General features: G+C 58.7%; 16 protein-coding genes. 7 read left to right on the top strand and 9 right to left on the bottom strand.

The annotated features are described in order from the left end of the window. Nucleotides 1–22: 22 nt before the first annotated feature. Together SynMINOS11_RS08290 and SynMINOS11_RS08285 are read left to right on the top strand one after the other, a co-directional pair. On the top strand, nucleotides 23–616 hold the full coding sequence (locus SynMINOS11_RS08290) for a helix-turn-helix domain-containing protein (protein WP_186547880.1): 594 nt from the start codon (nucleotides 23–25) through the stop codon (nucleotides 614–616). Beyond that, nucleotides 616–912 carry a hypothetical protein gene (locus SynMINOS11_RS08285; protein ID WP_186547878.1) on the top strand — a complete coding sequence of 99 codons (297 nt, stop codon included), beginning with the start codon at nucleotides 616–618 and terminating at the stop codon, nucleotides 910–912. Before SynMINOS11_RS08290 ends, SynMINOS11_RS08285 begins: the two co-directional genes overlap by 1 nt. On the opposite strand, the gene SynMINOS11_RS08280 is transcribed toward SynMINOS11_RS08285, so the two are convergent. Next, complete coding sequence (locus SynMINOS11_RS08280) at nucleotides 899–1,504, bottom strand: ferritin (RefSeq protein WP_186547876.1); 606 nt, start codon at nucleotides 1,502–1,504, stop codon at nucleotides 899–901. The genes SynMINOS11_RS08285 and SynMINOS11_RS08280 overlap by 14 nt on opposite strands. Before the next feature lie 292 nt (nucleotides 1,505–1,796). Beyond that, entirely contained in the window at nucleotides 1,797–2,378 is a 582-nt protein-coding gene (locus SynMINOS11_RS08275) for a Crp/Fnr family transcriptional regulator (RefSeq protein WP_255445546.1), read from the bottom strand. 179 nt (nucleotides 2,379–2,557) lie between these two features. Between SynMINOS11_RS08275 and SynMINOS11_RS08270 the strand changes: the two genes are divergently transcribed. After that, complete coding sequence (locus SynMINOS11_RS08270) at nucleotides 2,558–3,019, top strand: Fur family transcriptional regulator (protein ID WP_186547871.1); 462 nt, start codon at nucleotides 2,558–2,560, stop codon at nucleotides 3,017–3,019. Nucleotides 3,020–3,021: 2 nt separating this feature from the next. Next, entirely contained in the window at nucleotides 3,022–4,089 is a 1,068-nt protein-coding gene (locus SynMINOS11_RS08265; protein ID WP_370586163.1) for an ABC transporter ATP-binding protein, read from the top strand. On the opposite strand, the gene SynMINOS11_RS08260 is transcribed toward SynMINOS11_RS08265, so the two are convergent. The 6 genes from SynMINOS11_RS08260 to SynMINOS11_RS08235 form a co-directional block, all read right to left on the bottom strand. Further along, a complete protein-coding gene (locus SynMINOS11_RS08260; protein ID WP_186547867.1) occupies nucleotides 4,001–5,542 on the bottom strand; it encodes an ABC transporter permease in 1,542 nt (513 codons plus the stop codon). The genes SynMINOS11_RS08265 and SynMINOS11_RS08260 overlap by 89 nt on opposite strands. Nucleotides 5,543–5,544: 2 nt before the next feature. Further along, nucleotides 5,545–6,570 (bottom strand): extracellular solute-binding protein, encoded by a 1,026-nt coding sequence (locus SynMINOS11_RS08255; RefSeq protein ID WP_370586162.1) that lies wholly within the window; start codon nucleotides 6,568–6,570, stop codon nucleotides 5,545–5,547. A 181-nt stretch (nucleotides 6,571–6,751) separates the two neighbouring features. After that, complete coding sequence (locus SynMINOS11_RS08250; RefSeq protein ID WP_186547863.1) at nucleotides 6,752–6,901, bottom strand: hypothetical protein; 150 nt, start codon at nucleotides 6,899–6,901, stop codon at nucleotides 6,752–6,754. 26 nt (nucleotides 6,902–6,927) lie between these two features. Further along, nucleotides 6,928–8,148, bottom strand: a complete 1,221-nt coding sequence (locus SynMINOS11_RS08245) for a chloride channel protein (RefSeq protein WP_186547861.1) — start codon at nucleotides 8,146–8,148, stop codon at nucleotides 6,928–6,930. Next, nucleotides 8,148–9,215, bottom strand: coding sequence for a CobW family GTP-binding protein (locus tag SynMINOS11_RS08240; RefSeq protein WP_186547859.1), 1,068 nt, complete (start codon nucleotides 9,213–9,215; stop codon nucleotides 8,148–8,150). The genes SynMINOS11_RS08245 and SynMINOS11_RS08240 overlap by 1 nt, the downstream gene beginning before the upstream one ends. Before the next feature lie 18 nt (nucleotides 9,216–9,233). After that, nucleotides 9,234–9,644 (bottom strand): MerR family transcriptional regulator, encoded by a 411-nt coding sequence (locus SynMINOS11_RS08235; protein WP_186547857.1) that lies wholly within the window; start codon nucleotides 9,642–9,644, stop codon nucleotides 9,234–9,236. Between the two features lie 41 nt (nucleotides 9,645–9,685). On the opposite strand from SynMINOS11_RS08235, the gene SynMINOS11_RS08230 reads away from it, so the two are divergent. The 3 genes from SynMINOS11_RS08230 to SynMINOS11_RS08220 are packed head-to-tail and all read left to right on the top strand — an operon-like array spanning nucleotide 9,686 to nucleotide 10,940. Beyond that, nucleotides 9,686–10,453, top strand: coding sequence for a DUF305 domain-containing protein (locus SynMINOS11_RS08230; RefSeq protein WP_186547855.1), 768 nt, complete (start codon nucleotides 9,686–9,688; stop codon nucleotides 10,451–10,453). Then, nucleotides 10,450–10,680, top strand: coding sequence for a DUF3721 domain-containing protein (locus SynMINOS11_RS08225; protein WP_370586161.1), 231 nt, complete (start codon nucleotides 10,450–10,452; stop codon nucleotides 10,678–10,680). The genes SynMINOS11_RS08230 and SynMINOS11_RS08225 overlap by 4 nt, the downstream gene beginning before the upstream one ends. Continuing rightward, complete coding sequence (locus tag SynMINOS11_RS08220) at nucleotides 10,677–10,940, top strand: hypothetical protein (RefSeq protein ID WP_011936041.1); 264 nt, start codon at nucleotides 10,677–10,679, stop codon at nucleotides 10,938–10,940. Before SynMINOS11_RS08225 ends, SynMINOS11_RS08220 begins: the two co-directional genes overlap by 4 nt. Here SynMINOS11_RS08220 and SynMINOS11_RS08215 read toward each other — a convergent pair. After that, complete coding sequence (locus SynMINOS11_RS08215) at nucleotides 10,930–11,700, bottom strand: hypothetical protein (RefSeq protein ID WP_186547851.1); 771 nt, start codon at nucleotides 11,698–11,700, stop codon at nucleotides 10,930–10,932. The genes SynMINOS11_RS08220 and SynMINOS11_RS08215 overlap by 11 nt on opposite strands. Nucleotides 11,701–11,718 lie beyond the last annotated feature (18 nt).

Below are 11,718 nucleotides of genomic sequence, written 5' to 3'. Positions count from 1 at the left end.
CTCATTTGCGGTGCCTTCCGGCGTGTCGTTTCATTTTCTGCCCGATGAGCCGGCGGCGGCGTTCAAGCTCAAGTCCGGTCAAACCGTGATGGTGGATCCCTCGGCTCGCCAGGGCGGCAGTTGCCTGGAGGTGCTCGATGGCGTGGCCCGCGTGTATTGCCCCTGCGAGGAAACCGAAGGGATGACCCTGGCCTTTTTGCAGCAGGGGGACCAGCTGCGCACCGATCGGTTGTGCAGTGAGGGGATTTGCGTGGAAGCCCTTACCCCTCTGTCATTTCGCAGCGATGCCGAGCCGCTGCAAGGTCAGGGGTTTGATGCGGTGAATGAGTGGACCCTGCAGTTGCTGCGCATTCGCCACCTCGGCAATGCGGAGCTGCGGCTGCATGCGCTGTTGGCGCTGTTGGTGAATCGCTTGGGTCGCCGCTGCGGTGACTGGTGTGATCTGCCCTTCCGTATCACTCATGAGCGAATTGGCGAATTGATTGGCTCCACGCGGGTCACCTCCACGCGGCTGATCTCGAAATTGCGCCGGCAGGCCCAATTGGCCACACCAGCTGGTCAGCCCAGCTTGCGTTTGGCGGCTGCTTTGATTGAAGCGGCCCCGGTGATGGGTTGATGGCCGTGTCCCAAGTTCATCTTCAGGCTCCATCGCAAAGCCTGATCGGCACCTTGTGCGCTGAGGTTGGTCAGCTACAAGGTCAGGCGCGAGCGCTGCAGGCCTCAATGGCGCAGTGTGGTGATTCGGTTTTGTTGGCTCGTTTGCAGGCCGATTGGCGTTGTCTGCGCCAGCGGATGAAGCAGCTCAAGGCCATGGCGGCCTCGGCAGCGATGGATCAACTCAGCGACCAGATGAGCGTTGCGTTTCTGCGTGAGCTCACCGGCCGCGCCTCTAAGCAACTCAGCCGTTGTTGAAGCGCTCACCCAAGTAGTTGGGGTTGCGCTGGCCGGCCGCCAGCTCTCCATCAATGATCAACAGGGCGGCTGCTTGGCCGCCAGCAAAGCGAACACGGCCGAGCAGGTGCGCGAACTGGTGTTCCGATTCGATCTGCCCTTCCACGATGGGATCGAGAAACACCGATGTGCGGGTGTCGGCGACCCGCTCAGCCTGGGAATACAGCTGCTGCAGCGAGGCGGTCACATCGGCTTCCAGTAAGAACGATGCGGCCATCACGTCTTCCACGCTGTCCCACTGCTGCCGAGGGGCGCTGATCTCTTCGAGCTGAACGCTTTGGCCGCGCGCCACAAGGTAGTCGGCGAAGCCGGCGGCGTGGCTGGCTTCTGATTTGCACTCGTCGTGGAAGAACTGGCTGAAGCCACGCAGTTCGCGTTCGCCAAACCAAATGGCATTGGCCAGATAAAACGCGCTGGCCTGGCGCTCCATGGTCAGGTGCTGCTGCAGCCCCTGCAGCAGGCAGGGGTCCATGGGTTGAGCAACCGCCCGGCCCGATGGGCCGGTGCTCACCTCAGGGCGCGTGGATGTGCCTTGGCTTTGCAGGCTGGCCATTGCTGCTTGGTTGCATCGGACGGCGTGGCAGCGAGCTACCACGACTCTTTAACAGCCATTTCGCGCCAGCGCGCAAAAAAAATGCCCGTATCAAATGACTATTGACCGGGGGCCTGGCATCCACATAGGCTCACCGTCTTGCAACTGGTTCTCAATTGCCTCCCCAGTTTGATTGCGCGCTTGATCTCCCGGCTGAGGCGCAGCAGCTGCAGAGCAAGAAAAAGGGCTGCAAAAAGCAGAAGTGCTCCAAGTGGAAAGGCGGCAAGTGCCGCTGTGGCCGCGATTCCTGAGCTCAGTGGCTCACAGCTTCCAAAGCCGAGGGGCTGAGCTCCATCAGGCGGCTTGAGACCACAAAGCCACCGCTTGAGGGGCTTGAAAACACATCATTTTGTTCCCTGAGTGCTTGGAGTTGGCGCGTCACCGTGCTGCGGCTTGAAGCAATCATTTCGGCCATTCGCGCATGGCTGAGCCAAAAGGGCAGGCTGTAGCTATCGCGGTGGCGAAAGCCAAACTCTTCGATCAAAAGTTGCAGCAAGGCAATCAAGCGCGATTCCGATCGAACCAGTTGGCGCACCAGGTGCAAATGGATCAGCCAATGGTTGATGGATTCGGTGCTGTCTGTGGACTCGCCAGCTTGAAAACTCAATTGGCAAGCGGTGATTGCCTCGAGCAGTAATGCACTGCAGCCTCTTGGCTTGCTGAGCTGCAGGCTGTTCCCCGCGCTCACGATGGCCAAGGTCACTTCGCTATTGGCTGCTGGGAAATGGCCGGCAACGCGCAGGATGCCTGAATGAATCAGCAGGCCGCCTAATGGTTGACCTTCATGCTCAAATATCTGGCGCTCTTTCAGGTCAATCTGGCGCGCATCTAGCACAGACAACAGTCGACTTTGTAAGGCTTTTGATGCTATTTCGTTGTTGGAATCTCTGCTGAGTTCAGCTACATCGGCGTGTAACCAATGATGCGTCGCACTGTGTTTTTTGATCTCAAGGCGGCAGCGTGCCCCTTGCTGACTCTCAATAAGGCCTGTTATTAAGAACAGGTGAGTGCTTTGTGGCTGTGGCCGTCTCAGGCAACCTTCGCCAAGACCTGCATGGCCGCGGTCAGCGGCTGACGCCGCAGCGCCAGCGCGTGTTGGACCTGTTTGAGCGCACGGGGGCTGGTCACCACCTCAGCGCGGAAGACGTGCATCAGCAACTGCTGCGGGGGGATTCGCGGGTTTCGCTGGCCACCGTGTACCGCACCTTGCGGCTGCTCACGACGATGGATCTGCTGCGGGAGCTGGAGCTGCCGGAAGGGGGCAAGCGCTTTGAGTTGGCCACAGAAAATGATGATGATCACCATCACTTGATCTGTGTGGCCTGCGGCCGCACAGAAGAGTTTGAGAGTCCAGAGGTGCTGCAAGCCGGGGCTTCAGCGGCTGATCAATTCGGCTTCAAACTCCTCAGCCCAAGACTTACGGTGAGGGGGCTGTGCCCTTCTTGCGCGGTTCTCCAAGGCGGCGAGGCGAACTGACGTTGACTCCATTTCTTGAAGTCAGGCGGCTGTGGCATCGCTACGCCAGTTCGAACTGGACGCTGCAGAACATTGATTTTTCTCTGGAGGCAGGCCAGCTACTGGGCCTGCTGGGTCCCTCGGGCTGCGGCAAAACCACGTTGTTGCGCTTGATCGCTGGTTTTGAGCGCCCTAGCCAAGGGGTGATCGCGCTGGCTGGCCGGGAGCTGTCATCGCCCTCGCGCTGGTTGGCTCCTGAACGTCGCCACGTGGGCATGTTGTTTCAGGACTATGCCCTTTTCCCCCATTTGGATGCCTGGCAAAACGCTTGCTTTGGCCTAAGCCCTGGCGCTGATCGCAACCGGGTGCATTGGCTGCTGGAGCTGTTGGGGTTGCAGGGGCTCGACAAGCGCTTCCCCCACGAGCTCTCTGGCGGGCAACGGCAGCGGTTGGCGCTGGTGCGGGCCTTGGCACCGCAACCCCAGGTGCTGCTGCTCGATGAGCCTTTTTCCAACCTGGATGTGGATGTGCGCCTGCGGCTACGCGCCGAATTGCCCAGGGTTTTAAAGCATTGCGGCGTGACCGCTTTGATGGTCACCCATGCCCCGGAAGAGGCCTTGGCCATCTGTGATCAGGTGGCGGTGCTCTCTGGCGGGTACTGGCATCAGTGCGCGCCTCCGCAGCAGTTGGTAGCCAAGCCCGCCACAGCGTTTGTGGCCACCTTTGTGCTGCAAGCCAATGTCTTGAGCCGTGATGCTCTGCGCGGGCTCACCACCGTGGGCCAGCAGCGGGCCTGCGATCAGATGCAAGCCGGCTCCACGAGCAGCTGGTTGGTGCGCCAGGAGGATCTCCAGCTCAGTGCCGATGCCTCCGGCCCTGCCAAGGTGCTTAGCCGTGAGTTTTTGGGCTACGAGTGGCTCTATGTGATCGACGTTGATGGCCAACGGCTCCGCCTACGCGTTGGCTTGGAGCACGACCTCTCTCCGGGATCGCCATGCCGGCTCAATTTGCGGGAGGGCTGGCAACCCCAGTTGATCCCCGACTCAGTTTTGGGATCAGGAGCAGCGTCGCCGCCAGTCCCAACAGCATGATCAACAGCGCCGGTGCAATGGCGGCACCGAGCCGTTCATCGCCGGCGTATTGAAAAACGCGCACCGCAAGGGTGTCGAAATCAAAGGGGCGCAAAGCAAAGGTGAGCGGCAGCTCTTTAACCGTGTCGACAAACACCAGTAGTGCCCCGAGCAGCAGCGGACTGCGCAGCAGGGGCAGGTGAACCCGCCGCAGCACGCCTCTCCAGCTTTCGCCAAGGCTGGTTGCGGCTTCATCAACGCTGGGGGCAAGGCGCTCCAGGCCTGCATCAAGCCCGCCTTTGGCCACGGCAATGAAGCGGTTGCCATAGCCAAAGATCAGTAAGAGCAGCGGCGGAAAGCCCAAGGGAGCCAACAGCAGCAGTAGGGCGATCGCCAGCACGGTGCCGGGTACGGCATAGCCGAGGCTGGCGGTGAACATGGCTTGCCTCAGCGGGCCGGGGCTGATCCAGCGCTTGCCGATGGCCAGGATCAATGCCATCGCTGTGGCCAACCCAGCGCCCACCACGGCGAGCACAAGGCTGTGGCTGCCGAGAATGAGTAAGTCAGCCAACGAGTCTTGGCGCAGTTGATCCAGGCTTCTGAGCAGCCAGACCAGCGGTAAGCCAACGCTGATTAGTGGTGGCAGGGCGCACAGGAGTTGGGCGCCACGCGCCCGCCAGCCCTGCAAACGCCAGCCTTCGCTGGCATCGGTGGGGCCGCCCATGTCCCAGCGCCGGCTCTTGCGGCGTTGCCATTGCTCTGCTGCCACCAACACCGCCACAACCGCGAGTGCCGTGAGGGCCAGAGCAACGGCTGCGGGGGGGTCGTCTTGCCCTTGCCAGCGCTCCAGTAATCCCGTTGAAAGCGTGGGCAAGGCCAGCAGTTCAACGGCGCCGTATTCGTTCACCACTTCCATGCCGGCCAAGGCAACGCCGGCGGTGATGGCTGGAATGGCGAGCGGCAGGTTGACCCGGAAAAAGCTCCTCCAGGCACCGAGGCCGAGGCTGCGGGAGGCCTCCAGTTGACGCCTGCCGCTGAGGCGGAAGTTGTCGCGGGATAGCAGCACTACATAGGGCACGTTCGCCAGGGTCAATACCGCTATGCACCAGCTGAGACCATTGATTTGTACACCTGCGCGGGCCCCTAAATCCGTCAACACAGCGGCCTGTAGATAGGCCGGCGTTGCCAACGGCAGGAGCTGAGCCAAGGTCAGCCAGCGTTTGCCTGCGAAGTTGCAGCAGGCGGTCAGCCAGCCGATCGCCGTGCCCAAGCAAGCGACGCCAAGGCCCACAAGCAGCACCAGCAACACCGTGTTGCTGAGCTGGGTGAGGCCATCGTTGCCAATGTCTAAAACGCCATTGCTGCCTTGCAGGCTGAAGGCCAGCAGGGCAGCAAAAGGAAGCAGATTGAGGCCGGCGGTGATCGTCAGCAGCAGGCTGAGGCCAGGGCGAGCCGGAGCCCAGGGCCGCTCCATCGTTATTTCCAGCCGTTTGCCTCCATTAGCTCTTGGGCCTGTTGGTTCATGGCGCCGAGTTGTTCAACGGAGACGTCATCGGGGGTGAATGCTCCAAATTTTTCGAGCACAGCGTTATCGCCGAGGCCTTTGACGGGGTATTCGTAGTTGGCTTGGGCATAGCCCTTGCCAGCAGCAGGAGAGGCGAGGAACTCAATCAGCTGCAGCGCTTCTTTGGGGTGTTTGGACGCTGCTGTGACCCCGGCGCCGCTGATGTTGACGTGGGTGGGATCTGGGAACACCACCGTGACCTTTTCGGCTAAGGCCTTGTTGGCCTCGCCCTTTTGGCCGCCGAGCATGCGGCCGACGTAATAGGTGTTGACCAGCGCGACGCCGCAGGTTCCGGTGCCCACCGCCTGGATTTGAGGGGTGTCGCTTGAGAAGAACTCTTGGCTGACGTTGCTGGTCATCCCCTGGATCCATTCGGCGGTGGCGGCCTCGCCGCGCTGGATGATTTGATCAGCAACCAATGATTGGTTGTAGGGGCTCTTGCGGTTGCGCAGGCAGAGCTTGCCTTTGAGGGCTGGATTGGCGAGGTCGTCGTAGCTCGTGATGGTGGCCGGATCGACGATCTCTGGGTTGACGATTGGCACGCGAGCTCGGCGCGTCAGGGCATACCAATGGCCTTGGGGGTCGCGCAGATTGCTTGGCACATCGGCTTTGAGCTGGCTGGAGCTGGTGGTTTGATAAAGCCCCATGCCAGAAGCCTTCACCAGGCGAGCCGCATCGGCGAGCACCAACACATCAGCTGGGCTGTTGCTGCCCTCGGCTTCGAGGCGCTGTAGCAGCACTTTGTCCTTGGCCTCCAGCAGGTTGATGCCGATGCCCGTTTGATCGGTGAACTGCTTGTAGAGCTGCTTGTCGGTGTTGTAGTGACGGCCCGAATACACCCCCAGGGTGACGGTGGGCTCTTGCGGGCTGCAGGCCGCTGCCATCACCAGCAGCGGCGCCAAAAGGCTGATGCGGCCGAGCGTGGGGAGACGGAGCAAACTGCTATTGCGAATCCGTTGCAACGTACACAACAGCCTGGTGATTTTGCAAGTCATTCTCAATAGCTTCGCAATAAGGCTGTCGTTTCTCTGTGAAATTCCGCTTTGGCTGCCGGTAAGCCATCAAAAAAGCCCAGGACCAAATCGACCCCAGGCTTTGAGCTATTCAGTTGGAACGGGTTTAGCGGCGGTACTGACTGCGCACGGGGACTGGCACAAACACGGGCTGCCTTAGGCCGCCGCTGCGGTCGTCGTCATCGGAGTCAGCGACCATCCACAGGGCAAGGCCAATGAGTAGAAAAACAGAGCCGAGTAGAGAAAGCTCCAGCATGGCCAGCTGCGGAATTGCCCCCGACTCTAGTCGCGTTTTTTGGCATTTGTGATCTGGCGCACCCCGAGCCCCATCACGCTGCCGATCAGGGCCCCCGCAAGGGCATGGCCCTTCAGCACAGCAGCCGTGATCAGGAGCGGCAGGAGGGCTTGGCCCAGTACGGCACTTTGAATGGCGGCTGTGAGGCTGCTGACAGCGACTTGCCCTGGCACCACTTGCGGCCAGAGCTCACCGAGGCCCATGCCGATCGCGCTGGCTCCAAAAATCAGTGGAAAAAATTGACCGCCAATCCAGCCGCTGCTGAGGCAAAGGGCGCAGAGCCCCAGCTTTAGGAGTCCCAGCAGCATCAGGGTGTGTCCATTCGTGACCAGAGCCCCTTGCAGCATTGGGGTGATTTGGAGTTCACCTGACATCAGAGCCAGGGGCTGGAGTTGGCTCATCGCTGCGAGTACTCCTCCTGTGAGCAAGGCTTGGCTCAACGGATTCCAGCGCTTGAGAGTTCGGCTCAAGTGGCGTCGTAGTCCCAGAAACAGGAGCCCAAGCACGCCTCCGATCAGGCCCAGGAGGAGTGCCCAGACAAGGTTTTGGCTGATTTCCTCAAGGCTGTGGGGCCAGACGTAGCGAACGGTTTGCTCGCCATCGCCAAAGCGGCTGAAGCCTTGAAACACCGCAAAGCCTGCGATGCCGCTCACCACACCGGGCAGCCAGCGCCAGAGGCCAGCGGGTAAGGGGCGATCAGGACGCTCGGCTAGGGCAACACCACCCACCAAGGGCAAGCCAAAGAGCCCCAAAGAGCCACTGATAGCTGAAGCGCCACGCCAGGGAATCGCTTTGAACCAGCCCCAGCGCGACAGCCCAATGCTCCATTCAGCCAGGCAGCGGCTGAGCAGGGCTTCTGGCCCCAAGCTGCCGCCACCCACCAGGGCCAGAAGTCCGAGGAGCCAATGGCTGCTGCGGGGTTGCAGCTTGTGTTCGCCGTGTTCATGCAGTTCTTCGATGGTGCTGTGCAGCTCGGGTAGGGGGTCAGCGCCGCGTTGGCGCAATAGGCCAATGGCAAGCCCAGCTCCCAGTGGCAGCAGCAGCTGCAGCACTTGAGGACCATTGGCTGGCTGCCCCAGCAGCACGGCATCACCCCATCCCAGGGCGGTCAGCCAGCTGATCAAAGCCATCAGCAGGGCGCCCATGGCGCCAGCGACCGCTCCGATCAGGGCGCTGGTGATGCTGGTGCTGAACGCCTCAGAGAGCATTAGCTCTCGTCAACAACACAGGCTTGAAGTTGTTGCTTGATCGTTTCGTGATCGAGATCCCTGCCGATGATCACCAGTTGATTTTTGCGGGTGCCTTCCCAATCCGTGTCGTCAATGGAGAAGCGTTTGCCCGCCAGGTGGAACACATGACGCCGCTCGCTTTCTTGGAACCAAAGAATCCCCTTCGAGCGAAAGACTGTCGCTGGTAATTGGTTGTCAAGGAAGTTCTGAAAAGCCCTCAGACCGAGGGGTTTGTCCGTTTGGAATGACAGCGACGTAAAGCCTTCAATCGAGCCTTCATGGCTGTGGTCATGCCCATGGTCATGGTCGTGGTGATGCGCGTGGCCGTGATCGTGTCCCTCGTGGTCATGGTGCGCATGCCCATGGTCGTGATGGTCGTGATGCGAGTGCTTGTGTTCCTCTTGGGCCTGTTCCTCAACGACCTTGTCGGACTCGAACAGGCCAACGCTCAGCAGCAGAGGCAGAGGGACATCGCCTTTGACCGAATGCAAGAAGCGAGCATCGGTCTTGATCTCACCGAGCATTCCTTCCAACTCTTTAAGGCGCTCTGGAGGAACCAGATCACTTTTGTTGAGCATCAAGATGTCGCCGTAGAGCACCTGAGCCCGGCCCACCTCGGTGTCGAGAATCTCTTCGCCAAAGTTCTCGGCATCAATCACGGTGATGATCGAATCCAGGCGCGTTTCATTGCGCAGATCACTGCCTAGAAATGTCATTGCCACCGGCAGTGGATCGGCAAGCCCAGTGGTTTCAACAACGAGATAGTCCGGTGGCTCAGGGCGTTCCAGCACCTTGTAGACGGTGTTGAGCAGCTCGTCGTTGATGCTGCAGCAGATGCAGCCATTGGTGAGCTCCACCATCTCGTCGTTGGTCTTGACGATCAGTTCATGGTCGATACCGATCTCGCCAAATTCATTGACGAGTACTGCTGTTCTGAGTCCCTCCTGATTGGTCAGGATGTGGTTCAGCAGGGTGGTTTTCCCTGCCCCCAAAAACCCGGTCAGGATCGTGACAGGAACAGGGCTATGGCTGTGAGTCGAAGTCAAGTTCACCGAGAACGGTTCTCACATCAGTTTGGCGTCTAAGCGGCCGCCGCAGTTCACCCAGCCCTCCATTGTTTCGCTGAGTTCTTGCTGAAGGTTCTGCAGAACAGCAATTTTTTGATGAATGGCTTGTTTCTGTTCACGCATGGATTGCTTCAGCTGCTCGCAGTGGCAAGCCCCCTCGCGTTTCGCAGCGAGATAACTGCGAATGGTGCCTAGCGGAAGCCCGAGGCCTCTCAGATTTTGGATGAGCTGGAGCTCCTCAACCACGTGCTGGTGATAAAGCCTGTATCCCCCTTGGGTTCGGCCAGCTACGGGAACAAGGCCCTCGTCGCTGTAGAAGCGAATCGTTTTAATGCTCATTCCAGCCTGCTGCGCTACTGCGCCAATGCGGATCCATTCGCTGGAGTCATCCACGGCTTGACTCTCCACTTACTGGAGACCTGATCATATAAATATTCTCAGCAAAAAAGATGCCGAAGCTGCTGTTGGCATTGCTTGTGTTGGCCTCTGTGGTGCCGGCATCGGCGCAACACCAAGGGCATGAGCATCACGCCATGCCTGAGAACGCACCGATGCACGAGGGGCATGGTGACCACCACCAGCACCATCAGCATCAGCATCACGATCATCACCAAAGCGAGCCCACAGGCCATGAGGGGCACGGTGATCACAGCAGCCACAACCATTCCGTTGGACCTGCCGGCGCCACCTATGACTTGCGTTGGCTTGATGCCATGAATCAGCACCACACCGGTGCATTGCGGATGAGCGAATACGTTTTTGGAATCGGAGCACCTGGGCCTGCGCATTTAGCCCACAGCATCTGGCGCGATCAGGCCACTGAAATCAAGGCCATGATCCGTTGGCGGAAGGCTTGGTATCCCCAGGCTCCTGTGTATCCGGTCAGCCTGAAGCCTGGTGGTGATCCTGATGCGATGACCGGTCTCCAGCGCATGAGCGATGAGCAGATCGCGATGATGCAAATGGTGGGAACACCACCTGCCTCTGGGGAGCAGGTGGATTGGTTTTTAGAGGGTATGTTGTATCACCATGGTGGTGCCTTAGAGATGGCCCACGAGGCGTTAGATCGCTCCAGCAATACAACGATCAGGCGATTGTCTCGGGACATCATTTTGGCTCAACGTCAGGAGATAATTTTGCTGAGAAGAATGTTGGCCTCCAGAGGCCTTTCGAAGCCCTCTTATTACAACTATGACCACTTGTTCCGCCTCTCATGATGATTCGTCTTGCCCCTCCTCTGAGTTGCGGCATCCTCATCTTTGCTGTCGCCCCAGCTGTTTTGCCTATGGGTGCCCAAGCCCATAGCACAGGGATTTATAAATCTGAGGCTGAAGCGAAGCAGCGTGCCACTGAGCTTGGCTGTGCTTCTGTGCATCAAAACAACGGACGTTGGATGCCCTGCTCCGATGAAGCTGAATTGCATCGCATGCTCAGAAAGCAATGAAGCCGAGAGTGGTCCACAGGGCAGTGGTTGTTGTGGCGGCATTGCCGCTACTCATCACTTCGGCAACAGGTTCGATCTATAGCTTGTTATTGGAGCAGGGAATCGATGCATTTTGGCTGCTCAAAATTCATACCGGCCGTTTTGGAGTGATTAATCTCCAGCCCTATTACTCCTGGCTGCTTGGAGTGCTAACGCTCCTCGCGATTGGCTCGGGAATCCTGTTGCTTTTGGTCAAGCCAAGACGCGCATTTAAAAGTTGAAGACCAGTCCCCCTCTGAGGATTTGAACAAGGCCTGGCTGTTCAGCTTGAAAGATGTAAGTCGGTTCGTATTCCACAAATAACTCATAGTGATCTGTTGGGCTGATTCGAAAGTCGACTTTGCCCGCCAGGTCTGTGTGTGGAGACCTGTTATCGCTCCAGCGAAAGCTTGGTCCCGCTTCCAGGGCGAAGGCAACTTGTTCAATCTCAAGACCGTATCCCAACCTGGGGCTTGCCAGGATCAACTCTTGATGTCCACCAACACTCCAGGCACCTTCTTGCTCAATCTTGAGGTAAACATCCGAAGCATCTGCAAAGCCTTGGCCAACATCAAATTGTGGTTGACTGGAAGGGCTAAGGGGAATGACCAGGCCCCATTTGGCTGTTTGGTAAAGCCCACTATTGTCAGTTTCAGTGCTTAATGCAGGCTCATATTCACCGTAAATTTCGAAGGGAGTGTTTTCCGGAACCCATGCTCCTTCTAGTTTTGCACTCCAGTCAGTTCGATTCTGCAAATCAAACGTACTGATGAAGCGCGGACCGAGTTCGAATCCAATCGTGAGTTGAGGGCCTTCCACTGCATAGCCAAGCCGTGCAGATGTCACTGCTGCTTCGGCATCTCCTTTCAACCATCCAACTTCTTGTTCCGTATAGAGGTAGAAGCCGTCACTAATTCCCGTTGTTTCCAATTCTTGAGCATTGGCTGGAACAGCGAATACTGAGGTGGTCGCGAGCAAAAATAATCCGAGAGCGCGATGCACCTGAATTGGACGGTAGTT

The organism is Synechococcus sp. Minos11 (assembly GCF_014279855.1).
Lineage (GTDB): Bacteria > Cyanobacteriota > Cyanobacteriia > PCC-6307 > Cyanobiaceae > RCC307.
The sequence above is the reverse complement of the archived record's forward strand: the minus strand, read 5'-3'. Positions and strand labels throughout refer to the sequence as shown.

What these genes read in the sequence shown, in the direction of transcription:
- SynMINOS11_RS08285 (WP_186547878.1), top strand. Translation starts at nt 616, where the DNA reads ATGGCCGTGTCCCAAGTTCATCTTCAGGCTCCATCGCAAAGCCTGATC.
- SynMINOS11_RS08280 (WP_186547876.1), bottom strand. Translation starts at nt 1,504, where the DNA reads ATGGCCAGCCTGCAAAGCCAAGGCACATCCACGCGCCCTGAGGTGAGC.
- SynMINOS11_RS08260 (WP_186547867.1), bottom strand. Translation starts at nt 5,542, where the DNA reads ATGGAGCGGCCCTGGGCTCCGGCTCGCCCTGGCCTCAGCCTGCTGCTG.
- SynMINOS11_RS08250 (WP_186547863.1), bottom strand. Translation starts at nt 6,901, where the DNA reads ATGCTGGAGCTTTCTCTACTCGGCTCTGTTTTTCTACTCATTGGCCTT.
- SynMINOS11_RS08245 (WP_186547861.1), bottom strand. Translation starts at nt 8,148, where the DNA reads ATGCTCTCTGAGGCGTTCAGCACCAGCATCACCAGCGCCCTGATCGGA.
- SynMINOS11_RS08230 (WP_186547855.1), top strand. Translation starts at nt 9,686, where the DNA reads ATGCCGAAGCTGCTGTTGGCATTGCTTGTGTTGGCCTCTGTGGTGCCG.
- SynMINOS11_RS08225 (WP_370586161.1), top strand. Translation starts at nt 10,450, where the DNA reads ATGATGATTCGTCTTGCCCCTCCTCTGAGTTGCGGCATCCTCATCTTT.
- SynMINOS11_RS08220 (WP_011936041.1), top strand. Translation starts at nt 10,677, where the DNA reads ATGAAGCCGAGAGTGGTCCACAGGGCAGTGGTTGTTGTGGCGGCATTG.